The organism is Biomaibacter sp. TOL, assembly GCF_059717795.1.
The window spans coordinates 1,792,778-1,817,204 of the sequence record NZ_AP046092.1 but is presented as its reverse complement, the minus strand read 5'-3'; the positions used below and the strand labels follow the sequence as shown (position 1 = coordinate 1,817,204).

General features: G+C 49.3%; 20 protein-coding genes and 2 riboswitches. Of the genes, 12 read left to right on the top strand and 8 right to left on the bottom strand.

Going from position 1 to position 24,427, the window contains the following annotated elements; translation table 11 throughout:
• Positions 1-384: 384 nt before the first annotated feature.
• The 12 genes from AC6I1H_RS09135 to AC6I1H_RS09080 all read left to right on the top strand — a co-directional run bounded on the left by AC6I1H_RS09135 (position 385) and on the right by AC6I1H_RS09080 (position 15,298).
• Positions 385-1,308, top strand: coding sequence for an aspartate carbamoyltransferase catalytic subunit (locus AC6I1H_RS09135; RefSeq protein WP_497740632.1), 924 nt, complete (start codon positions 385-387; stop codon positions 1,306-1,308).
• Entirely contained in the window at positions 1,305-2,612 is a 1,308-nt protein-coding gene (locus tag AC6I1H_RS09130; protein ID WP_497740631.1) for a dihydroorotase, read from the top strand. The genes AC6I1H_RS09135 and AC6I1H_RS09130 overlap by 4 nt, the downstream gene beginning before the upstream one ends.
• Before the next feature lie 68 nt (positions 2,613-2,680).
• Positions 2,681-3,886, top strand: coding sequence for a glutamine-hydrolyzing carbamoyl-phosphate synthase small subunit (gene carA, locus AC6I1H_RS09125; protein ID WP_497740630.1), 1,206 nt, complete (start codon positions 2,681-2,683; stop codon positions 3,884-3,886).
• Between the two features lie 176 nt (positions 3,887-4,062).
• On the top strand, positions 4,063-7,242 hold the full coding sequence (gene carB, locus AC6I1H_RS09120) for a carbamoyl-phosphate synthase large subunit (RefSeq protein WP_497740629.1): 3,180 nt from the start codon (positions 4,063-4,065) through the stop codon (positions 7,240-7,242).
• A 63-nt stretch (positions 7,243-7,305) separates the two neighbouring features.
• Positions 7,306-8,193: a dihydroorotate dehydrogenase electron transfer subunit gene (locus tag AC6I1H_RS09115; RefSeq protein ID WP_497740628.1), complete on the top strand. Its 888-nt coding sequence runs from the start codon at positions 7,306-7,308 to the stop codon at positions 8,191-8,193.
• Between the two features lie 87 nt (positions 8,194-8,280).
• Positions 8,281-9,273: a dihydroorotate dehydrogenase gene (locus tag AC6I1H_RS09110; protein ID WP_497740627.1), complete on the top strand. Its 993-nt coding sequence runs from the start codon at positions 8,281-8,283 to the stop codon at positions 9,271-9,273.
• A gap of 96 nt (positions 9,274-9,369) precedes the next feature.
• Positions 9,370-9,942 (top strand): orotate phosphoribosyltransferase, encoded by a 573-nt coding sequence (pyrE, locus tag AC6I1H_RS09105; RefSeq protein WP_497740625.1) that lies wholly within the window; start codon positions 9,370-9,372, stop codon positions 9,940-9,942.
• 91 nt (positions 9,943-10,033) lie between these two features.
• Positions 10,034-10,747 (top strand): orotidine-5'-phosphate decarboxylase, encoded by a 714-nt coding sequence (pyrF, locus tag AC6I1H_RS09100; protein WP_497740624.1) that lies wholly within the window; start codon positions 10,034-10,036, stop codon positions 10,745-10,747.
• A 104-nt stretch (positions 10,748-10,851) separates the two neighbouring features.
• On the top strand, positions 10,852-11,205 hold the full coding sequence (locus tag AC6I1H_RS09095) for a hypothetical protein (protein ID WP_497740623.1): 354 nt from the start codon (positions 10,852-10,854) through the stop codon (positions 11,203-11,205).
• A gap of 106 nt (positions 11,206-11,311) precedes the next feature.
• Positions 11,312-13,018, top strand: coding sequence for an arginine--tRNA ligase (gene argS / locus AC6I1H_RS09090; RefSeq protein WP_497740622.1), 1,707 nt, complete (start codon positions 11,312-11,314; stop codon positions 13,016-13,018).
• 42 nt (positions 13,019-13,060) lie between these two features.
• Entirely contained in the window at positions 13,061-14,479 is a 1,419-nt protein-coding gene (locus AC6I1H_RS09085; RefSeq protein ID WP_497740621.1) for a sigma-54 interaction domain-containing protein, read from the top strand.
• A gap of 180 nt (positions 14,480-14,659) precedes the next feature.
• A complete protein-coding gene (locus tag AC6I1H_RS09080; protein WP_497740620.1) occupies positions 14,660-15,298 on the top strand; it encodes an MBL fold metallo-hydrolase in 639 nt (212 codons plus the stop codon).
• Positions 15,299-15,437: 139 nt separating this feature from the next.
• Here the strand turns inward: AC6I1H_RS09080 and AC6I1H_RS09075 are convergent, their stop codons facing one another.
• From AC6I1H_RS09075 to AC6I1H_RS09040, 8 genes are all read right to left on the bottom strand, one after another.
• Entirely contained in the window at positions 15,438-16,232 is a 795-nt protein-coding gene (locus AC6I1H_RS09075; RefSeq protein ID WP_497740619.1) for a transglutaminase-like domain-containing protein, read from the bottom strand.
• Positions 16,233-16,245: 13 nt separating this feature from the next.
• Positions 16,246-16,323: riboswitch (cyclic di-GMP riboswitch) on the bottom strand.
• 58 nt (positions 16,324-16,381) lie between these two features.
• A riboswitch (cyclic di-GMP riboswitch) is annotated at positions 16,382-16,459 on the bottom strand.
• A gap of 148 nt (positions 16,460-16,607) precedes the next feature.
• Positions 16,608-17,264 carry a class D sortase gene (locus AC6I1H_RS09070; RefSeq protein ID WP_497740618.1) on the bottom strand — a complete coding sequence of 219 codons (657 nt, stop codon included), beginning with the start codon at positions 17,262-17,264 and terminating at the stop codon, positions 16,608-16,610.
• Positions 17,265-17,310: 46 nt separating this feature from the next.
• The gene (locus AC6I1H_RS09065) at positions 17,311-18,141 is read right to left on the bottom strand and encodes a hypothetical protein (protein ID WP_497740617.1); all 831 of its coding nucleotides are present in this window, start codon (positions 18,139-18,141) and stop codon (positions 17,311-17,313) included.
• Positions 18,142-18,282: 141 nt separating this feature from the next.
• Complete coding sequence (locus AC6I1H_RS09060) at positions 18,283-18,852, bottom strand: BsaA family SipW-dependent biofilm matrix protein (RefSeq protein WP_497740616.1); 570 nt, start codon at positions 18,850-18,852, stop codon at positions 18,283-18,285.
• Between the two features lie 88 nt (positions 18,853-18,940).
• Positions 18,941-19,504: a signal peptidase I gene (locus tag AC6I1H_RS09055; protein ID WP_497740615.1), complete on the bottom strand. Its 564-nt coding sequence runs from the start codon at positions 19,502-19,504 to the stop codon at positions 18,941-18,943.
• A 12-nt stretch (positions 19,505-19,516) separates the two neighbouring features.
• Positions 19,517-22,498, bottom strand: coding sequence for a vWA domain-containing protein (locus tag AC6I1H_RS09050; RefSeq protein ID WP_497740614.1), 2,982 nt, complete (start codon positions 22,496-22,498; stop codon positions 19,517-19,519).
• A 48-nt stretch (positions 22,499-22,546) separates the two neighbouring features.
• Positions 22,547-22,777, bottom strand: coding sequence for a hypothetical protein (locus AC6I1H_RS09045; protein ID WP_497740613.1), 231 nt, complete (start codon positions 22,775-22,777; stop codon positions 22,547-22,549).
• Between the two features lie 231 nt (positions 22,778-23,008).
• Complete coding sequence (locus tag AC6I1H_RS09040) at positions 23,009-24,226, bottom strand: BTAD domain-containing putative transcriptional regulator (RefSeq protein WP_497740612.1); 1,218 nt, start codon at positions 24,224-24,226, stop codon at positions 23,009-23,011.
• Positions 24,227-24,427: the final 201 nt, after the last annotated feature.

The window sequence follows — 24,427 nt, the reverse complement described above, 5'->3', positions numbered from 1 at the left end:
TATACTTATAAAAACAAAAGAAAACCGAATATGCGCCACCTTTAAACTGGTCCCGCGAGGCCGGTAAGGGAAGCAAGCAGTCAGCTTTGGGCATGCAATATAGTTTTATGCGACAGCGAGCCTTTCTCCGCCTCGGAGAAAGGCTTTTTTGATGTGAAAAATCAAGCGGTATCGATGCCGAATTTAAAAATAAACCCGAACTGCCGATAAGCTGAAGACAGAATAATCCCCTCCTGCCGCCTCGACGGCAGGTTTTTTACATGCTTGATATCGGATGCAGAAAACAGATTCAGGTATAAAAACCAAATCCGGTGCCGGACTGCATCCGGCAGAAAAGTGATTTTTACACCTGTATCAATAGAATATTTTGAAGGGAGGAATATAATGCTCAGCCGGAAAAATCTTCTGGGATTGGAGAATGCGACGCGGCAGGACATCGAATTAATCCTCGACACCGCAGAGTCTTTTAAAGAGATAATCGATAGAGATGTAAAAAAAGTGCCCACCCTCCGGGGCAAATGCGTGGTGAATCTGTTCTACGAACCTAGTACCAGGACCCGCACATCCTTCGAGCTGGCGGGCAAATACCTGAGCGCCGATACTATAAACTTTTCTTCCTCGACAAGCAGCGTGCAGAAGGGAGAGAGCTTGAAAGACACCGCAAAGACGCTCGAGATGATGGGGATAGATGCGGTGGTCATCCGCCACAGTTCCTCGGGAGCAGCAGAATATTTAAGCAGACATGTGAGCGCAGCGGTCATCAACGCCGGCGACGGCACCCATGAGCACCCCACCCAGGCGCTCCTGGACATGCTCACCGTGCGGGAGAAAAAGGGGACCCTAGAAGGCCTGAAAGTGGCGGTACTGGGGGATATCCTTCACAGCCGCGTGGCCAGGTCCAATATCTTCGGCTTCACAAAGATGGGCTCCGACGTGTATGTGGCCGGCCCCAGGACTCTTATGCCACGGGAGATAGAAAAGATGGGGGCAAAAGCAGCAAAAAACATGGACGAGGCCGTTGAAGGAGCAGATGTGGTGATGGCGCTGAGGATTCAGCTGGAAAGGCAGAAAAAAGGTCTGTTCCCTTCCCAGCGGGAATATTCCAGGCTCTTCGGCATAGACAAAAAGAGGTTGTCGCTGGCAAAGCCCGATGCCCTGCTGCTCCATCCCGGGCCTGTAAACCGGGGAGTGGAAATAACGTCGGAAATAATGGACAGCGCTCAATCGGTGATAAATGAACAGGTGAAAAGTGGTGTGGCTGTGCGAATGGCAGTATTATATCTCTTGATGGGAGGAGCAGGCCGATGAAGAAGATATTGAAAAAAGCCCGGGTAGTAGACCCGGCCTCCAATGTGGATGAAATAAGAGACATTCTTGTGGTGGACGGCTGCATAGCCGCCGTAGAAAAAAGCATAGATATAAGCGGAGCGGAAATCCTGGACCTTTCCGGTCTGATTTTGACTCCCGGGCTCATTGACATGCACGTGCACTTCAGAGAGCCGGGGTATGAATACAAAGAAGATATCGAAACCGGAAGCCGCAGCGCCGCTGCCGGAGGATTCACCGCTGTGGCCTGCATGCCCAATACAAGGCCGCCGGTGGACAATGCAGCACTGGTGGAATATGTAAAATCCAGGGCGTCAAAAGCCAATCTTGTGAGAGTGCTCCCCGTAGGATGCGTATCCAAGGGGCGGGAGGGCAGGGAGATAGCCGAGATGGGCGACATGGCCGAAGCCGGAGCCGTAGCTTTTTCCGATGACGGCAGTCCCGTGTCCGACAGTTCCCTCATGAGGAAGGCCCTTCTGTACGCATCCATGTTCGACAGGGTCATCATAGACCACTGCGAGGACCCCGGGCTTTTTGAAGGAGGGCAGGTGAACGAGGGCTATATTTCCACACTCCTGGGGCTGGCGGGCATTCCGGCGGCATGCGAGGAGATCATGGTGGCAAGGAATATAATTCTCGCCCGGGATACCGGCGCCAGGGTCCACCTGGCCCATATAAGCACAAGAGGCTCTGTTGAGCTCATCCGCAGGGCTAAAGCCGAGGGCGTAAAAGTGACGTGCGAAGTCACCCCCCATCACCTGATTCTGACAGAGGAGGCTGTGCTGGGCTATAATACCAATGCCAAAATGAATCCCCCTCTCAGGACAGAGGAGGATATCGAAGCTCTGGTGGAAGGTTTAAAGGACGGCACCATAGATGCCATAGCCACCGACCATGCGCCGCATTCCCGGGATGAAAAGGATGTGGAATTCGACAAAGCCGCCTTCGGCATAGTCGGCCTGGAAACTTCTCTGGGACTCATACTGACCCATATCGTGGGCAAAGGAAAGCTTTCTTTGCCCGAGGCCATCCGGAAAATGACCGCAGGTCCCGCAAAAGCCCTGGGCATAGACGCAGGGAGGCTGGCCATCGGGAAACCCGCGGATATTACGGTGATAGATCCGGATATTGAGTGGACAGTGGATGGGGACAAATTCTTATCAAAAGGCCGGAATACACCGTTCGACGGATGGAAATTGAAAGGCAGGGCGGTCATGACCATGGTGGAAGGAAAAATTGTTTACAAGGTGCCAGGTACTCACTTATTCACTTATGTAAAATTCTGAAATATACCAAGAGACACGCAGCGACCTAAAACAGATACATTCCGATAAGTCGGAAAGGAGCTGTTAATATGAAGGCAATCATTGCATTGATAGATGGTACCGTATACGAAGGAAGGGCCTTTGGCGCTTACGGCACCGCCTGGGGAGAAGTGGTGTTCAACACCGGTATGACGGGATACCAGGAAATCCTCACAGACCCTTCATATGCAGGGCAGATTGTCACTCTCACCTATCCGCTGGTGGGAAATTACGGCACTGCAGAAGAATTTACGGAGTCGGATTCTCCGAAAGTGCGGGGGTTTATAGTGCGGGAAGCGTATATTCGAGGTTCGAAAAGATTCAGGCATGATTCGGCGGGCGAATCAAAGTTTAATATTGAAATTTCGAAGAGACCGAAGGCAGAATCAAAGGATGATGCCGGGGGCCCAAATAAATGGCCGCAGGAGCGCGGAGCCCTGGATGAATATCTTAAACAGAACAACGTCATAGCCGTCGAAGGCATAGATACCCGGAGCCTCACCAGAAAAATAAGGCAATATGGTGTAATGAAAGGAGCGATTTCCACCGAGTTTTCCGGAAAAGAGCTCCTGACCATCCTGAAAGAATGGCCAGAAGTGGAAAGCCTGGACCTTGTGAAAGGGGTGAGCACCAGAAAGGCTTATGCGCGGGTAAAAGGGCCTGGACCCGGAGTAGCCCTCCTGGATCTGGGGGTGAAAAAAGACATAGTGGAATCCCTAGTAGACCGCGGCGTACGGGTTACCGTATTTCCGGCGGATACTCCGGCGGAAAAGATTCTTTCCGGGAATTTCCAGGGGGTGCTCTTATCCAACGGCCCCGGGGATCCCCAAAAAGCGGTATATGCCATAGATACCGCCCGCAAATTGCTGGGCAGAATTCCCCTGTTCGGCATTTGTCTGGGGCACCAGGTGTTGGCCCTGGCTCTCGGGGGCAAAACCTATAAGCTGAAGTTCGGGCATAGGGGAGCCAACCACCCCGTAAAAGATATTAAAAACAACAGGGTTTTTTTGACATCTCAGAATCACGGCTACGCCGTGGACGCGGCCTCCATCGAAGGCAGGGCGGTTGTGACATTTGTAAACGCCAACGACGGCACGGTGGAAGGGCTTGAAGTTCCAGGAGCGTCGGCGTTTTCCGTGCAGTTCCATCCGGAAGCATCGCCCGGTCCCTATGATGCTGCATATTTATTCGATAGGTTTCTTGAGATAATCAAAAACAACAATATGACGGAAAAACAGCAGACTGGAAGCTTATAAAAATTTATAATGCAAGAATTAACAATCTAATGTATAATTATTCATAGATATTAAAATCAAACTCGTTAAAGTACGGAGTCTGCAGTCAGATGTCATAAATTGGACGTCAGATTCCTTCAAATCTGACTTCTCACCTCTGATTTCTGACCTCTGATAAAACACAAAGGAGGAACACCATGCCGAAGGACAAAGCACTGAAAAAAGTCATGGTTATCGGCTCCGGCCCCATAATAATCGGGCAGGCGGCGGAGTTCGATTATGCGGGGACTCAGGCGTGCCTTTCCCTGAAGGAAGAGGGCCTGGAAGTGGTGCTGATAAACAGCAACCCCGCTACCATCATGACTGATTCCCATATAGCGGACCGGGTTTATATCGAGCCCCTCACTCTGGAATTTGCCGCAGGCGTCATAAGGCGGGAAAAACCGGACGGTCTTCTGCCCACCCTGGGCGGGCAGGTGGGGTTGAATCTGGCGGTGGAACTGGCGGAGAAGGGCATCCTTGATCGGGAAGGCGTAAGGCTCCTGGGGACGCCCCTTTCTTCCATAAAGAAAGCTGAAGACCGGGAACTTTTCAAGAAACTGATGCAGGAAATAGGCGAGCCGGTGCCCGACAGCCGCATCGTCCACAGCCTCAAAGAGGCGAAAGCTTTCGCCCGGGAGGCGGGATACCCGCTGATAGTGCGTCCGGCCTATACTCTTGGGGGCACCGGCGGCGGCGTGGCTCACAATGAAGATGAGCTTATGGAAATAACAGCCCACGGACTGAAGTTGAGCAGGATTCACCAGGTACTTCTGGAAAAGAGCCTGCTCGGCATGAAGGAAATCGAATATGAGGTGATGAGAGACAGGAAAGACCAGTGCATCACCATATGCAACATGGAAAACATCGATCCGGTCGGCATCCATACCGGCGACAGCATAGTGGTGGCGCCCAGTCAGACCCTTTCCGACAGGGAATACCAGATGCTGCGGTCCGCTTCCCTCAGGATAATACGGGCACTGGGCATAGAAGGCGGCTGCAATGTTCAGTATGCCCTCGACCCGGACACTGGAAAATATTATGTCATAGAGGTGAACCCCAGAGTTAGCCGTTCCAGTGCCCTGGCTTCCAAAGCCACTGGATATCCCATAGCAAAGATTGCAGCCAAGATAGCCATAGGGCTTACCCTGGACGAGATGAAAAACCCGGTTACCGGCAAGACCAGTGCCTGCTTCGAGCCAGCCTTGGACTACGTGGTGGTCAAAATGCCCCGCTGGCCCTTCGACAAATTCACCGATGCCGACAGGACCCTGGGTACCCAGATGAAAGCCACGGGCGAGGTCATGGCCATTGACAGGACACTGGAAGGGGCTATGATGAAAGCGGTCAGGTCTCTGGAGCAGGGAGTCATAGACTTTTCGCTGAAGGGAATGAAGAATCAGGCTATTGAAGAAATCAAAAAGCAAATCGAAAAAGCCACCGACGAACGCTTTTTCGCCATAGCCGAAGCCATTCGCCGCGGAGTGAGCGTTGATGAAATATGTGAGATGAGCAAAATAGACCGCTTTTTTCTGGAAAAAATTGAAAACATAATAAGGATGGAAAAGAGGATTAAGGAAGAAGAACTTTCTCCCGAACTGCTGAAGCGGGCAAAACAGATGCAGTTCCCGGACAGACTGATTGCGTGTCTGAAAGATGTGGCCGAAGAAGATGTTAGGGCACTGAGGCAAAGATACGGCATAACGCCCACCTATAAGATAGTGGACACCTGTGCCGCGGAGTTTGAAGCAGAGACACCCTACTTTTACTCCACCTTCGAGGAGGAAAATGAGGCGGAAACAGGTCCTGAGCCGTCGGTGGTCATAATCGGATCCGGACCCATAAGGATAGGCCAGGGCATAGAATTCGACTACTGCTGCGTGCATTCGGTATGGGCCGCAAAGGATGCAGGCTACAGGACCGTCATCATAAACAACAACCCGGAGACCGTGAGCACCGATTTCAACACGGCAGATCGCCTGTATTTCGAGCCCCTTTACATCGAGGACGTCATGGCGGTCATTGAACAGGAAAAGCCTGAGGGTGCCATAGTGCAGTTCGGCGGCCAGACCGCCATAAACCTGGCCGGGGCTCTGCAGGAAAGAGGCGTTAAAATACTGGGGACATCTGTGGAATCCATTGACGCCGCAGAAGACAGGGAAAAATTCGACGCCCTTTTAAGCGAGCTCCGCATACCCCGCCCAAAAGCCGGTGCGGCCAGAAGCCCCGAAGAAGCCCTGCAAAAGGCCAGAGGCATAGGCTTCCCGCTGCTGGTGAGGCCCTCCTATGTGCTGGGCGGCAGGGCCATGGAAATAGTATACAATATGAAAGAATTGAAAACCTATATGGAGGAGGCAGTAGAGGCTTCCCCGGAAAGGCCGGTGCTCATCGACAGGTACATCGGCGGCACCGAGGTAGAGGTGGACGCCGTATGCGACGGCAGAGAAGTGCTGATACCTGGCATAATGGAACACATTGAAAGGGCGGGCATCCACTCCGGCGACAGCATAGCGGTGTACCCGCACCAAACCCTGAGCGATGCCGCTGTGGAAAAAATTGTGGAATACACCGAGAAAATCGCCCTGAAACTCGATGTCAGAGGCCTTATAAACATCCAGTTTGTGGTAAATGGCGACGAAGTCTACATCATCGAGGTGAATCCCCGCTCCAGTCGCACTGTGCCGTACCTCAGTAAAATAACGGGGGTGCCCATGGTGGATGTGGCCACAAAAATAGCTCTGGGCAGGAGCCTCAGGGAACTGGGATACAAAGAGGGCCTCATGCCAAAGCCCGATTTTGTGGCCATAAAGGCTCCGGTGTTCTCCTTCTCAAAGCTGCGCCAGGTGGAGCCTTCCCTAGGGCCTGAAATGAAGTCCACCGGTGAAGTGCTGGGCATGGAAAAAACCTTCGAAAAGGCACTTTACAAGGCATTTACTGCCTCCGGGATAAAAGTCCCCACCGACGGTGCCATCCTGGCCACCATAGCGGACAGAGATAAACCCGAAGCCGTAAGCCTTTTGAAAAAATTTTACAAACTCGGATTTTCCATATATGCGACCTGTGGGACCGCTAAAGCGCTGCAGGAAGCCGGAGTGCCGGCTATGGTAATCAAAAAGGTGGAGGAAGGTTCCCCCAACATACTGGACCTTTTGCGGGAAGGCAGGGTGGACATGATAATAAACACCCTCACCCGGGGAAGGGCTCCCGAGAGGGACGGCTTCAAGATAAGGCGGGCCGCCGCCGAGGACGGCATCCCCTGCCTTACGTCCCTGGACACCGCCAGAGCTCTTTACGAAGTGATCGAGTCTATTGCCATAAAACTGATGCCGATAAAATAAGCCTGTTACTGCACTTCGCCGGGCCATCTCCGGCAATTAAAGTATAGGAAAGAAGGAGTCCGGATGTCGCTTTTTTGTGGACATGTGGAAATAAAAGACAATGCTGAGATTGCGCCAGGCGTTTACCGCATGGTGCTGGAGTGCCCGGAAGTGGCGGAATGTGCCGCTCCGGGGCAGTTCATACACATACGCTGCTCGGATGCTCTCTCTCCTCTGCTTCGCCGCCCGATCAGCATCGCCATGGCGGACAAGGGCGCAGGGCTTATAGAGATAATATACCGCGTCGTGGGGGAAGGGACCGGGCTTCTTGCCCGGAAAAATAAAAAAGACATGCTGGACATAATGGGCCCCCTGGGCAGAGGCTTTCCTTTGCATCCCGGCATGAAGCATCCTCTTATCGTGGGCGGAGGCATCGGCATGGCGCCCCTGCTATTTCTGGCGAAAGCCTTGAAAGAAAATGCCGCATCCCGCGATTCCTCCTGCTGTGAAAACAACTTTGCCGGCATTGCATTCGCGGGCTTTGCCACTGAGAGGGAAGCCTTTGGGCTGTCATTTTTGGAAGGTTGCGGATTCAAAGTGGAAATATGCACCGACGACGGAAGCATGGGCTATAAAGGTTTTCCCACAGACCTGCTGGAAGAGTATTTGAGCCGCAGCCTGCCTTTGCTGCCGGTTTCAAACGGTGAAAGCGCCGAACCGTCGGGCACATCAGGATACCCTGCGGCCGATCCTGCAATGCCGCCTGGCGCCATTTACGCCTGCGGCCCGGAACCCCTGCTGAAAAAAGTAAAGGAAATAGCGTCTCGGGCAAAAGTCCCGGCATACATATCCCTGGAGCAGCGCATGGCCTGCGGAGTGGGAGCCTGCCTCGGCTGTGCCGTGAAATCTGCCGGAGGCGGGTATCTAAAAGTGTGCAGGGACGGCCCTGTATTTGAAATAAACCAATTGTGAGTGAGTCAGGGGACGGTTCCTTGACTCATTTTCGAGAAAATGAGTCAAGGAACCGTCCCCTGACTCATATAATAAAGGGAGTAACTTATGGATAACAGGTTTGTAGATGAAAGCTTGAATCAATACGAAAGTATAAATTCGGTTAAATACAAAAATATAAATACCACTGCTTCCCCTGACATATCCATAAATATTTGTGGTATCGCCATGAAAAACCCGGTCATGGCGGCGTCAGGCACCTTCGGTTTCGGGGAGGAATATGCGGGGCTCTATGATATAAGCCGACTGGGCGCCATAGTGACCAAAGGCCTGACGCTGGAACCCATGTGCGGCAATCCTCCGCCGAGGATATACGAGACCCCGGCAGGCATGCTGAACTCCATTGGCCTTGAAAACCCCGGCGTAGAAGGATTCATCTGTGGAGAATGGCCCCGCCTTTGCCGGTTGGGCGTCCCGGTTATCGCGAACATAGACGGGGATACCGTCGAAGATTACTACCGAATGGCACGGCGCCTTTCGGAGCTGGACGGCCTTGCGGCTATCGAGGCGAATATTTCCTGTCCCAATGTGGAAAAAGGCGGCATGGCTTTCGGTCAGAACCCGGAAAGCGCCTATGAAGCCGTAAAAGCTGTGCGGGAGGGGACAAACCTTCCGGTCATAGCCAAACTTTCGCCCAACGTCTCCGACATCCGGAAGATTGCAGAGGCGGCGGTCAATGCCGGAGCCGATGCCGTTTCTCTGATAAACACCCTGCAGGGCATGGCAATAGACATACGTAAAAAAAAGCCCGTCTTTCACCGAACTTTCGCCGGTCTTTCTGGGCCTGCCGTAAAACCGGTGGCCCTTAGGATGGTGTGGGAGGTATACGAAACGGTAAAGGTGCCCATCATAGGCATGGGAGGGATAGTATCCTGGCAGGATGCGGTGGAATTCTTACTGGCAGGGGCTTCTGCCGTTGCCGTCGGCACCGGGAATTTCATAGACCCTTTTGCTCCGCTCAATATCATCTCCGGGCTGAAGCAATATTTAATTGATCAAGGCATAAAAACTCTGGATGAAATAATAGGTTCTGCTCATTGATGTGCAAGCAACGCTTATATAAAATTCAGGTAACTATTCAGCAGCTACAAAAATGGTGCAGGGCAGCAATTTATGTGAGATAGGAGTGTTTTAATAGTGGAGAGAAAAGAAATTTTATCTATTTTCAGCGATGTCGGAGCCATGCTTTCCGGCCATTTTATTCTCACTTCAGGCCGCCACAGCGACAGATACATGCAGTGCGCCCAGCTTCTCCAGTATCCTGATGCGGCGGAAAAAGTCTGCCGGGAACTGGCTGAAAAATTTAAAGATATGGGTATTGAAACCGTCATAGGCCCCGCTCTGGGAGGGATACTGGTGTCCTACGAAGTGGCCCGGGCCCTGAAAGCGCGCTCCATCTTTGCGGAAAGGGAAAACGGAGTCATGACCCTTCGCCGCGGTTTTTCTTTAAAACCCGGGGAAAAGGTGCTGGTGGTGGAAGACGTGGTCACCACGGGCGGCTCCGTAAAAGAGGTCATCGACCTTGCCAAATCCTATGGCGCCGAAGTGCTGGCGGTGGGAGCCCTGGTGGACCGCAGCGGAGGAAAGGTTGACTTTAAAGTCCCGGCACGATACCTATTAGAGCTCGAGATAAAATCATACCTCCCCGAAGAATGTCCCCTCTGCATACAGGGTATCCCTGCCGTCAAGCCCGGTAGCAGGAAAATATAAAAGATTCATACACTTATACGGTTGTGTTATAATGTTAAAAAGGGTTGTTTCACAAACCCACAAAGAAAAATCTAAGGCAGGAGAGATTTTAATGTTACACGACTTTGACCGCATAATTATAGCCCTCGATACCCCCGACGAGCAAAGAGCCCTTGAAATAGTAAGGCTTTTAAAAAATAAAATATCCATCTTTAAAGTGGGCCTGGAACTCTTCTGCTCCGCCGGCCCGGGTATTGTGAAAAAAATAAATATGGAAGGCTGCAGGGTATTCCTCGACTTAAAATTCCACGACATCCCAAACACAGTGGCCGGCGCCGTAAGGGCTGCCGCAAACACCGGCGCTTTCATGCTCAACATTCACGCTTCCGGCGGCAGGGAAATGATGAAAAAAGCAAAAGAAGCCGTTAATGCAGTCTATGGTGAAATGCAGAAAGCTGACAGTTTTAAGCCTCTGCTCATAGCGGTCACGGTCCTCACAAGTCTTTCAGACCGGGACCTGGTGGATATAAACATTACGAAATCGGCACTGGACCAGGCGGTGGACCTGGCAAAACTGGCGAAAGAGTGCGGCCTTGACGGCGTGGTGGCGTCGCCGAAAGAGATATGGGCCATAAGGCGGGCGCTGGGCCCGGACTTTGTCATAGTGACGCCGGGAGTGCGCCCCTCATGGGCCGACTCCGGCGACCAGAAGCGCGTCGCCACCCCGCGGGAGGCCCTGGACGTCGGAGCCGATTACATTGTCATAGGCCGGCCCGTCACCGCAGCCCCCGACCCCGAAAAAGCGATAGAGGCTATTTATCAGTAGCCCGTAATGAAGAAGCATCATTTTATGAACAGAAGGCATTCCACATTTTGCTTCACACTCATCCCCCTCGCTTCATAATATAAAATGAAGAGGAGGGGTTTTTCATGGATTGGGCATGGCTGAAGTTTATCGTGGGTGTACTCACAAACGAAGCTGTAATGGAGCCTATTATTGCTGTGGTATTGGGATATGGTGTGAACGCCTATGCCAGAAACCGGCGCTACCACATAATCATGGACCTTACCGCGGATATCGTTGATTATATAGAAGAGCACTACAAGGAATGGGGAATAAAGGGCAGCGCCAAAATGGACAAATTCATGGACATTTTTGTGCAGGAATATAAAAAACACATGGGGCGTAAGCCGAAACAAATCGAACTGGAGACTGCCAGGATACGGGCGGAGGCCCTGGTACAGCGCGCCCGCCGCTCGGCACCAGCAAAACCGTTTAAATAAGGCGGAAAATACTGTTTGTCCTTGCACATATTGACATGAAATTATATAATAGTAGTGAAATTGAGATTAATTAACTATATAGCATATTCAACCACAGGAGGAGCTTATGAAAGACATTAAGTCAAGGACGCAGCAGGCGCTGAAAGAAAAAATCGTGGAAGCCATAGAAAAGGCCGTTAAAGAAAAGACTATAGCGGTGGATAAAGTGCCGGACTTTTACCTGGAAGTGCCCCAGGACCCCGGCCACGGCGATTTTGCCGCCAACGTAGCCATGCTGATGGCGCGGGAGGCCCGCATGGCGCCAGGGAAAATAGGCGAAATCATTGCGGCAAATCTGGATATCTCCAGTACTCCGGTAGAAAAAGTTGAAGTCGCGGGGCCGGGATTTATCAACTTTTACCTGAAACCCACGTGGGCCAATGACGTAATCCTGGATATATTGAGAAAGAGGCGGGATTTCGGCCGCCAGGAATTCGGGAAAGGCACCAGGGTGCAGGTGGAGTTCGTCAGCGCCAACCCCACAGGTCCCATGCACATGGGCAACGCCCGGGGAGCGGCACTGGGAGACGCCCTGGCATCTATATTGAAAATTTCGGGTTACGATGTGACAAAAGAATTTTATATAAACGATGCGGGCAATCAGATAGAGAATTTCGGGCTCTCCCTGGAAGCGCGCTATCTTGAGCTGCTGGGCAGGGAAGGCCATATCCCCGAAGGTGGCTACCACGGAGAAGACATAAAGGAGCACATGAAGGCCCTCATTGAGGAAGAGGGAGATCGCTTTCTGCACATGGAATCCCGGAGCCGCAGGGCTTATTTCATCGAATACGCACTAAAGAAAAACATACAACGGATGAAGCAGGACCTGGCAAATTTCGGCGTCGAGTTTGACGTATGGTTTTCAGAACAGAGCCTGCACGACGCCGGGAAGGTAAACGAGGTGATAAACCTGCTGAAAGCGAAAGGTTGCACCTATGAGAAGGATGGAGCCCTGTGGTTCAAAGCCTCGGATTACGGGGCAGGGAAAGATGAGGTGCTCATCCGCGCAAACGGCCTTCCCACTTACTTTGCTTCCGACATAGCATACCATAAAGACAAGTTCGACCGCGGATTCGACCGCGTGATTGATATCTGGGGCGCCGACCACCACGGCCATGTGGCCAGGGTCAAGGGGGCTCTCAAAGCCCTGGGTTATGATCCCGAAAAATTAACGGTCATCCTCATGCAGTTGGTAAGGCTTTACAGGAACGGAGAGATCGCCCGCATGTCCAAACGCACCGGCAGAGCCGTGACTCTGGCGGACATAGTGGAGGAAGTGGGGAGGGATGCGGCAAGATTCTTCTTCAACATGCGGGGCGCCGACACCCACCTGGACTTCGACCTGGACCTTGCCATAAAGAAGTCCGATGAAAACCCGGTGTACTACGTACAGTACGCCCACGCCCGCATATGCAGCATTTTGAGACAGGCGTCGGAGCAGGGGGTAACTCTGCCGGATATCGATGCCGGTTCGTGTGATTCAATGGAAAAATATACAAATATGCTCACTGAAAAAAATGAGATCGACTTAATAAAGAAACTGGCGGATTTCCCCGGGGAAATAAGGCTTTCTGCGGAAAACCTTTCCCCGTACCGCATTACCAATTATTGCATGGAGCTTTCATCCATATTTCACTCCTTTTACAACAATTGCCGTGTGCTGACCGGGGACAGGGATTTAACCGCTGCAAGGCTCATGCTGGTCGAGGCTGTACGGCAGGTGCTGAAAAACGCCTTTGACATCCTGGGCATAAGTGCGCCCGAGCGCATGTAAATGACATCTGACCTCCGGCATCTGTTAGAGGGGAGCGGGAAAATGAAGCAGCTTACCGTCATAAGGGCACAGCTTGAACTTCTCCTGTCCCATGTGGGGGAAGGCATCCACATGGTGGATGAGAAGGGTGTTTCCATCTATTACAATAATGCCGCGTCAAATATAGAGGGTCTGTCACCGGAAGAAGTCATAGGCAAACATATACTGGAGGTTTTTCCTTCGCTCTCCGAGCAGGACAGCACCCTGCTCACGGTCCTCAGGACGGGAGAGGCTATATACGATAGGGAACAGACCTTTACCAACTACAAAGGCAAAAAGATAACCACCATCAACACCACCATACCCGTAAGGGTGGGCGGAAAAATAATTGGGGCCATGGAAATATCCCGTGATGTGACCACAGTAAGGGACATGACCGAGAGGATTTCAGACCTTCAGGCTATCCTGTACGGTCACACCCCAAAGCCCGGGGGGAGAAAAAGCGGCACCGCCCGGTTCACTTTTGACGACATCATAGGGGAAAGCCGCTGCATCAGGGATTTGAAGAACCTGGCCCGCCGGGCGGCGTCAAGTTCCTCGCCCGTACTGGTGTGGGGCGACACCGGCACCGGAAAAGAGCTCTTCGTCCAGGCCATACACAACGAAAGCCCCCGCAAACTCTCCCCTTTTATAGCCCAGAACTGTGCCGCCCTTCCCGCCACTCTGCTGGAAGGCATACTTTTCGGCACCATACGTGGAGGCTTTACCGGAGCGGAAGACAGGCCCGGCCTCTTTGAGCTGGCCGATGGCGGCACGATTTTTCTCGATGAGATAAACTCGATGCCCATCGAGCTTCAGGCAAAACTTCTGAGAGTGCTCCAGGAAGGGGCCGTGCGCCGCATAGGAGACACCCGCATGAGAAATGTAAACGCCCGGGTGATTACCGCCTGCAGTGAAAATCCCATCGACGCCGTGGAAAAGCGGCAGCTCAGGGAAGACCTTTTTTACAGGATAAACGTTGTGAGCCTTGAGATACCGCCGCTCCGGGAACGCAGGGAAGATATCCCCTGCCTTGTGGAACATTTTATATTTAAATATTCGGGCGAAAGATACCGCAGAGTGAAAGTCTCGGAAGAAGTTATGGATATTTTTATGAGATACCCGTGGCCCGGCAATGTGCGCGAACTGGAACACGCCATAGAGGGGGCCATGATAATGATGGAGGGCGACGTCATAAAACCCTCCCATCTTCCCATACAGATCAGGACCTATTTTTCTCATCATAAAGGCCATATTTTGAATCTGGAAAATTTAAACCTCAACGATGCCTTGGAGAAACTGGAAACGGACTTTATCCAAAAAGCTCTGGAAAAAGCCCGGGGCAATATATCAATGGCCGCCAGAATCCTGGGCATACCGAGGCAGACACTCCAGTACAAACTGAGGAATAAGGGCATTGATACCATTTATACCAGGGATTAACTTAAAAACAAATGGTTAAAATATAAAAGTCAAGCAGGAATTTCACTATTTTCCAAGAATATATATAAGGTTAGGAATAAATTTTTCTGGCGTTAACAGAGTGGCACTATCGAGGAATGAAGAGAAATTAAAGACAGGGTGGTAAAACAGAATCCTTTGAAAGAAAGGGAGGTCATCGTTGTGAAAATCCGGTGGCTGGGTCATGCCAGCTTTCTTCTGGAATCGCAGAGTGGAACCAAGATAGTCACCGACCCCTTCGACGGCAGCGTTGGCTACAAAATACCCAAGATCGAAGCGGATATAGTGACGGTAAGCCATGACCATTACGACCATAATTATGTTGAAGGGGTGCAGGGAGACCCGGAAATAGTGAAAACTGCAGGAGAGTTCACCATAAGCGGAGTCGGCATCAAAAGCGTTCCCGCCTTTCATGACGAAGTGAAGGGCGCAAAAAGAGGGCCCATACTGATCTTCGTTTTTGAAATCGACGGACTCAGGATTTGCCATGTGGGAGATTTAGGGCACCTGCTGTCAAAGGCTCAGGAGGAACAGATAGGCAGGCCAGATGTACTCCTCATTCCCGTAGGCGGTACCTTCACCCTGGATGCCGAGGGAGCGGCGGAAGTGGTGAACCAGCTTTCGCCCAGAATGGTCATCCCCATGCACTTCAAGACCCCGGCCGTGAGTATGCCCATCGATTCAGTGGATAAATTCCTGGAAAAGGTGGGCGGAGGCGAACACCTGGAATCCACCACCATAGAAGTAACCCCCGAAACTCTGGGCGAAAAACTCCGGGTTGTGGTATTGAACTACGAGTAGGAATATTTTAAGAATACAGCTGTTCATAAAAATTTGCGACAACTAAAGACACAAATAAATACGGATAAAGAAAGAATAATAACATACAGAATAAGAACAGACAGAACATATAAAAAGCAGCGGATAAAACCGCTGCTTTTTAATACTCGGATATTTTTTTATACTCGTTCTTGTCCTTTATAAAACTACTGCTTGTCCCATTTTGCCCCAAAACAGAATCATAAGTGGCATCTATAATAACCCAACCGTATTCTTTCAAATAGACTTCATTCCAGGCATGGTAACTTCTAATGTCATTTTTATAGCCTTTGACAAGTTTAGTGGGTATGTTCTGGCTCCTGAGCATGACAGCCAATAGAACTGCATAATCATAACAAATACCTTTTTTATCGGTTAACACCTCATCGGCATTGGGAATATAGTCAGAATTGAGGTTGTTTACTTTATCAACATCATATTTTATATTTTTGACCACATATTCATAGATGACCTCCACCTTTTTTTCGTCACTATCAATATTTTTTGTGAGCTCTTGAGCCAAATTTACCGCTTTCATATTGTTGTCCCATTTTACTGGAACAGCAGATTGCAAAAACGGCACTTTATCATCTAAGAGGTTTATATTAATAGACTCGCTGGACTTTACCGCATATTTGTTTCCCGAGACATTTTCCAGCAGAGCTACGGTATAATCTCCGGAACCCATTTGCAGAGGGATGACTTCGCTGTTTTGCTTCAAATCATAGTAGTAATTGGTGTTGCCTTTTTGTACCATAATCTTTATTTTTTTATTTTCAGGAGAGAAATTTACGCTGATTATTCCTTTTTCTGAATTTGTAAAATCGAAAACATCACGGGCTTCTGCTCGTGCCGTAATAGCAAAAAAAGATAAAAAAGAAATAATTAATAAATATATCAGAAATTTCCCCTTCATAAAAAACTCTCCTTTCGGTAGCTGGCTGCCATCTTTTGAAGGCCCTGTAGCTTTGCGTCCCCGTGTTTCCACGGGTTTGCCTTTATCGCTTGAAAGTCTGCGGGGATGATATATTAAGTTTTGTTATGGGATAAATAAAAAAACTATTTTTCGGTAGCTGGCTGCCATCTTTTGAAGGCCCTGTAGCTTTGCGTCCCCGCGTTTCCACGGGTTTGCCTTTGTCGTAAATAGTCTTCTGAGTATTTTATTCAATTTTATATTATCACTATTTGTCTAAATAAACAATTTTTGTTTTTAAGCGGGACAGTCGGTTATATTTAACAGGCATGTCTTATTATTCCTTTTTCTTTTCTGCTTTTTTCTTTTCAGCCTTTTTTATTTTATACTCTGTTCCACCAGCTTCCCTCTGACAATCAGCCTGAGAGGAGGCTTTTCGCTGTAGTCGCATGTAATCAGGGTTATTAGCTTTTCTTTGCCCTGCGGCAGCAGCACCCAAATGTCTTCAGGTTTTACAATGATACTTTCCTGTACTTCATAGATGTAATGTCCTTTATCTGTTATAACTTCTATGATGTCACCTTTCTCAAGTTCATTCAGCCTATTGAAATGCCTGCCCCGGGATCGGCTGCGGTGGCCGGCAATGCAATAGTTCCCCGTCTGTCCTGGGCCTGCAGTACCCTCCAGGCTTGACACTGAAATGTTAAGGTTCTGTTTGGTGGCCCCTTTTAATATGGGCAGGCGCAGGTTTATTTTTTTTATTACCAGGATACCTTCCATATGTGCGGCAATGTATTTTTCTATACTTATTGCTTTATCACCTGCCGTTGTTGAAGGTTCCTGGCCGCCGAATTCAGGCGGGTTTAGTGTTCCGTTTTGTCCCATATCTTCTGCACTATCCAGTTCGCTGAGACTTTCCTGCCAGGCCTGCAGGATTTTGCGCTGTTTGTAATCGTAATAACTTTCCCTGAGCTTCGGATAGGATATTAAAGATATACCGATGATTATGAAAAGGATTGCGGCGGTCTTTTTCATACATTGAGCCTCCACTAAAAAAGGAAGCCGAGGATATTTTCCCCGGCTATTGTTTTTTGCCTCTTAGAAGCCTAATCCCTGCCAGGATGGCGAAACCGCCTATTACATAGTACGGATACGGCAAAGACTCACCGGTCTTGGGCATTTCGGGCGCTCCGGCGGGCACTGGCTCCGGTTCGATCACCTTTTCGGAAGATGAAGGCTGCTGTGTCGGGGTTTCCGGCACTGAAGGCTGGCCCTGCGGTATGGGTTCTTCTTCAACTATCTCCACAGGGGTTTCAGCAGCCGTCGTCTGATCTTTGCGGTTCCTCATGTTTCCGCTGGTGCTGCCGTCTCCGCTGCCTCCACCGCTGCTACCTGCTGTCTGAGCGGTGAAAATCCATTTTACCTGGGCGCTCTTTCCCTGAAATTCATTGCCGGTTTCGGGTCCCGGAAGCTCCACGGCTGCCACAAGTTCGCCGCTTGCACCGGGTGCAAAACTGCCCAGACTTATGTTTTCTCCAAGGCCCGATTCTCCGCTGGCGGGGCCGCTGTAAATTACATTGCCATTATATTTGATTGTGAGCTGTAGCTGTTTTAAAAGATCGGGATCTTCTTCTTCGCCCACCCGTTCAGCCCGCAAGTATAAGTTATAGGAATCGGTATAGTTGTTCTGAATCTTCATGGTGCTTTCCACCGTGTCGCCGGGGTTTAAATTGTCGAGGTCAAAAAGCTTTGCCCCTTCGGGTATCAGCACCAGCCCTTGGGCGTTTCCGACCAGTTCTATATCTTCAGCCTGAGCCATGGCTGATTTTTGAGCAGAGGGTATGAAAATTCCTGCAGCCAGGAGAAAAAAGGCGAGTATCGAAGGCAACAGTGTTATTATAATTTTTTTCATCTACACTACCCTCCTTTTTTGGGGGGTGAATATTTTTGACGGCGGTTTTATCAGTTGAGGGCATGCGGTTTGCCGCATGCCCTGCCAGGATTAAATTTATATCATCTTTAATTATATCATATTTATGCTTTTTAGGAGTTATTATTCTCCGGTAAATTCCTCAACGCCGGTGGGCAGGCTGGAAAGACCCCATGCATCTTTATAGGCTTCATGAGAGGCTTGCACGCCTTCGGCCTTGACGTTGACACGCAGGGTCTTGCCCTGATATTCGTTGCCTGTTTGAGAGCCGATGAGTTCCACTGCATCCAGCAGTAATGATGTTTCATCGTTTTGGTTGAGAATGTGCTTGTAGTAATACCAGCCGTTATCATACACCCAGTCATTGTTGCTGGCAAGGATAAGGTTTACGTTGCTGACGGGAAGATTTGTCGGATTGCCGCTGGCATCAAGCCATTCCGGCGTAAGGCTTACCCTGACGTATGTGGCTTTTGAACCTGTGGAAATTACACTGACATCCTTGTTTGTTGTGTCGCCGGGGTTCCAGTTGGATATGTCTTGAAAACCATGCTCATTGACTTCGATTTCTACTGTGCCGGCGGTAAATGTATTTGCCACCGATTTTTCGCTGGTAAACCATGCCATGGTGCCTCCCACCACCAGGAGCGCCACCAGTGAGAATACTAGCGAACCGATTAATAGAGTTTTCTTCATTTTTCAAATTCCCCCTTAAATTTTTTGATTTTAATTTATTGTTCCTTTTGAACAGACCTGGATATCTTTCCGCAGCTTTTGCTGCCGTTTAATCATCAGAAGAGATTTTTTTATTCTTGCGCTCAATGGCGAAGGTCCTGGACAGTTCCACTAATATAAATATCACAAGTGCCCCCAGCAGGGTCATGATGCCGTTTTTTGTCCTGGTGTAGGAAAAGGCGTAACCTATATAGGGTATTGAAAACATCACTTTTCCGATTAACCGGTTTGCGCTAACGAGCATCGGATCTTCCACTTCATTGGCGTCCCCTTTGGTCCTGAAGAACAGGGCCCCACTTTTTTCCACCTCAATTACCCGGTGGGTGGTTATGTTTCCTCCGTGATCATCACCCCGGAAGGTTATTATATCACCGGGTGCGACGTTACCGGGATCGATCGGGTCCACTATGACCAGGCTTCCGGTTTTCAGAGTCGGGCTCATGCTGCCGCTCATGACTATATACATCTTATAGCCGAAAACTGAGGGCTCCCGGTCGGTCATCCTGCTCTGGACAAGTAAGAACGTCAGAGTCAGCGCAGCGATGGTCAGGATAGTCAGTACGGCTTTTATTATTATGTCTGCAGCCACGGCTGCCGCATGCTTTTTCATCATGCCTCATCTCTCTTATTCATCCGTTATTTCATCAGGCTCTTTATGATTCTCGGGCAGCACCCCTTCGAGGACCGCCTGCTGGAGCAAAATTCGGGAGCCGTTTTCTTTGTTTCCAGCCGAACTATTCAATGTGCTCACATTAGCTGCTTCTACGGTGAGGAAGTTATCTTTTTCATCCTCATCTCTGAACCATCCGTAGTTGCTCCTCTTGTTTGTAACTGTTACGGTGACCGTAAGATTGTCCCTGGTTATATTTACAGTGGGCGAAGTTATACTGATCAGTTCATAGTCCATCGGCACCACTTCGCTGATGTGGTAAGCCCCCAATCTGAGATTACCTATCTGACGGTACTCTCCTTCGGCGGCAAATACATTCCATTTCTTGCCATCCGGTCCATCTATTTTTATGATAAATTCCTTGCCTGTATCTTCGTCTATCACGATTTTTTTTATAATGATTTTGCCTTTGATTACTTTTATGAAAACTGAATCAGTGGCGGTGCATCCATATTTATCGGTGACGGTGACAGTATAAGTGGCGTTGTCTTCAGGTGACACCTGAGGATTCATTTCGTTTGATACCCATGTTGGGGCCAAGTCGCATGACCATGCATAGCTGTACGGCGGGTATCCCCAGCTCACCTGGAGGTTGTCGCCTATCCCTATCACATCTCCTATGACGATTTCTCTATCCGGGCCTGCGTTGATTGAAAGCGGTGGCTGCACGTTCACAGTTGGTACCGGGAAGGTTTTAATCTTTCCAGAGACGCCGTTGACATCGGTGTAGGTCAAGGTGGCGCTTACATTGGTTGGCACATTGTCGCCGCCCTGGAAGGTCCGTTTGGCTTTGATTTTGTAAGTCAGGGTGGCGCTGGTGCCGATGACTCCAGGCGTCCATGTGATAGTATGGGTGCTTTCGTCATAGGAAACCTGGGTATTGGGGTTTGTTACGATGCTGCCTGGTACCAGGTCGAATACATCCGTTATCACGTCGGTCACCACCGCATCAGTGGCGGATGTCCCTAGCTGTTCGGCTATCTGGTTGTATATGCCGGAAAGGTCAGCAGCCGAGAAGGTTTCGTAATACCCGGCATTCTGCGCCCATTGCAGTGTTTCCCGAGCCACGGTAAGGCACTGGTTGGGCACCTGCCCGAGAAGGCCCACGGTGAAAACCTTGGCTACGTTCCAGCAGCTCTGTCCAGCCTCGTAAGCAGCAATGGTGTGAGCGTTGTGGGCGGTGGGCTCGCTGGGGCCATAAGGTCTGCCTATGCTGACGGTGGGCAACCCGTCAGTCAGCAGGATTATCGCTTTGGTTGCGTTGGCCCTTCCGCTAGATTCCATTAACTTCCTGGCCCTTATGAAACCCGCTTCGGTATTTGTTCCCCCGTCGGCGATGAGACCGTTGATAGCATTTTTTACTTGATTAAAATCATAAGAAAAATCCCTATCAATCGATGTATCTGTATTTAAATTTCCTACCAGCTGCCAGTAACGCCATGACCATACTCCCTCATATGCAAAACTCACCACTGCCACGCGGTTGTTCGGGTTTTGCAAGACCTGCTGAGCGAAATTTATGGCAGCCTGTTTTGCATAATACATGGATGACGGGTTGCCGTATGCCATGCTGCCAGACCTGTCGATTACAAGTATGACATCCAGTGGTTTTTGGGGCGGCGTGCCGGTGATGCTCAAGCTTACCTGGTATGTCCTGCAGCCTTCCGCAACGCTTGCCTGTTTGTTTACTTCGATTGTGTCGGTATACGTTGTTGCGGATGATACAGCTGCCACCTTCGTCGAAGAAGTAGACCGAAGCAGCGCAGCGCCGGTGGATTTCAGGGATTTTGCCGACTCTGCAGGTGTTGATTCGATAGACGTCTTTTCATAATCCGGCGGAACGGGTATCACCGAATCAGCTTGCACTTCTATGAAAGCCGGGTTGAAGATTATTCTGTTTACCGGCAGGGTCACAGAATTCCCGGCGCTCACCCTGTCGCCGCCGCATCTGCCTTCCGCGGTAGCATCGACGGTAAAGCTGTCTCTGGAATAACCATAGGGTATATAGCACTTTCCTTTTATGATTTCTTCTTCTCCCGCAGGCAGAGACGGTATTTCGGTTTCTATGCCGATGTTTTCGCTGTATACCCAAAGGCCTACGATATCTGCATCGCCGGTATTTGTCACGGTTACGGCAAACTCCGCTACGTCTCCTGGTTCGTATTCCGCCTTATCGGCATCAAGACGGATGCTGACGGAAGCATCGGCTGCCGTCGTGGGTATCTCTTCCACCGGCAGTTCTTCGGGCATCTCGGGTGGCACGGGCTCCAGGGGCTCCTGTTCCCCGTCTTGGGCAGGATTCTCGATATCCCCGGCTCCGGGATCCGGTTCTCCACCTTCGGTAGGATTTTCTATATCTCCGGAGTTCTGCCCCTCACCTTCGGCAGACTCCTCGATATCTCCTGGATCCTGTTCTCCGCCTCCAGCAGGATTATCAATCTCCCCGGAGTTCTGTTCCTCGCCTTCAGCGGGTTCCTCTATATCCCCTGAGTTTTGTTCCCCGTCTGCAGCAGGATTCTCTACATCTGCCGTGCTTTGCTCCCCGCCTTCGGCGGGACTCTCGATATTTCCAGAGGTCTGTTCCCCGCCTTCAGCAGGGTTTTCGATATCTCCAGCTCCGGGCTCCAGTTCTCCGCTTCCGGTAGGATTTTCTATATCTCCGGAGGTCTGCCCTCCGCTTTCGGCGGGAGTCTCTTTACCTACATCGCCGGGATCCGGTTCTCCACCTTCTGCAGGCCCCGCGATATCAACAGGTTCCTGCATGCCACTGTTTTCATCGCCGACGATTACGCTATCGCCGGAATCTTCAATGTTTTCCGCGTTCTCTATTGTTTCTCCAAGTTCTTCGCCGGTTACCCTGGTTTGTACCAACAGGGGGCTCAAGATGAGGAACAATGCCAGTAATATTGCGGTAATTTTTTTGGGGGTGAATGTCACTATAAGTTTCACCTCCTTTCACCAATATTAAGTTTTTAATGATTATTTTTAATTGTCCCAGGACCTGAAGTTTATCAACTCCTTCCCGCTTTTTCTTATCGCTTCTTCTATTAAATGTAACAGCTCCAGAGCACTTCTGAATGCCACAGCCTGATCGGCTTCCAACCACTGGATATAGCCCTGCATGGTAGCATTTTCTGTGTACATTACCTTTATCACAAAAGTGCTAGATGTTGCCATTTCCCTGCTTTTTTGTTCCATCACAGCAGCTTCGTGCATTTGAACCCCCCTGCGATGATTCTACTTTCAGGCGTCGTTTTTTTTATTTTATCAACAAAGAATTTTTTATAGATTTCAACCTGATTTTATAAGCCTGATTTTTGTATTTCATTTGTATTTCATATCAAATACATTTAAATGACAAAAAAATAAATCCGGCAAAAACCGGATTTTACATTCGATGGGTATAAAATGGCGACTCAACCTTTATTGAGTTTTTATGTATCATATTTATGTTATAAATGGATCTACTGCAGTTACAGGCTGAAAGTCTATTTTTAAATTAAATTTTTTGGGATCCACCACATTGCTGAACCTTTTCTGAATTCTTTTTTTGATAAGCTGCAGGTTGGCTTCTATCACATCGGTAAGCAACACTACCATTTGGAATGCATTCCACTGGGAAAACACGTCGCCTTTTCTCAGGGAATCGTTCAGGACCAGCTTTAGATTTTCCACTGCATTTTTCAAATCTTCTTTTGAGGAATTCTCTCCATTGTTTACCACTGATATCAAGCCCAGAAACTCCGTACGGCATGACCTTAGACTCCGTCTTCTCTCAAGGTTGTAAATCATCCTGAAATTATCCACTTCGCAAAAAAGGGCGCCATCCATCTTATCGTCGTCCGACAGCTTCTTGCCTAAAAACAAAAGGTCTGTGACCCTGTTTTCGTCCGCCTCGCTGGTGATCCTCCTGTAAATCTTCTTCAAAGCCGGCGAGGGTTCCACGGAAAACTCCCGGTATAATCTGCCGGTGATGTAATTATAATGGCTGAGAGCGTTTTTTATCTCCTTTAGTTCCAACAGCGACTCAAGAAAAAATATATGGAGCCCTTCTTCATACGGTTCGTTAATCACCGCCTGCTCATAGATTTCTATTATTTCGGCATGACGTTTCTCTGCTTTCAGCAGTTCCATCAGCCTTAAAACAGCCTGGACATAAAGCCGGTGGTAACGGTTTCTTATGGGATATATCCATTCGCTGTAAGGATTTTCCGACAGGTATTCTCCTTTGTAAAGCTCCAGTGCTTCCTGGTATATCATTATGGCTTTGTCTGGGTCTTTGTCTTTCAATACATCCGCCTGTTTAATTTTTTCTTCGAAAAGGTCCGCATCTATAATGCAATTGTTATTGATATTGAATATATAAAAACCATTTTCAAAATGAATGTGAAAGAAACTATCGTCACTATTTTTAGAAAGTTTCATGTCAGCGAGACTTTTCCTCAATCGGGAAATCTGAGTCCTGAGGGTATTCTTCGGATCGACATATTCGTCTTTTTCCCACAGGCTTTCCACTATATTTTCCGGCACCAGCTTTTTGTTTTTGAATGTAATAAAATATTTTAACAATTCCAGATTTTTAAACGTCCTTTTGCTCTTTTTTAGAACCGAAACGCCGTCGGCTTTTATATCAAAATCACCGAAAGTGATAACCTCAACAGCCATATTTTTCCTCCATTTTGGTTTTTTGAGCAAAACGATTTTTATTTAAATTTTTATTTAATTATAGCAAACTTTGAGAATATTTGTCTAGCGCCATAATTAATACATGTGCACTTTTTCCGAAAGTGACGGGCATCATGGAGTTCATTATAATTTTTTTCTTTGAATGATTTAGATAGTTGTTTTAAAGAATAAATTTAAATG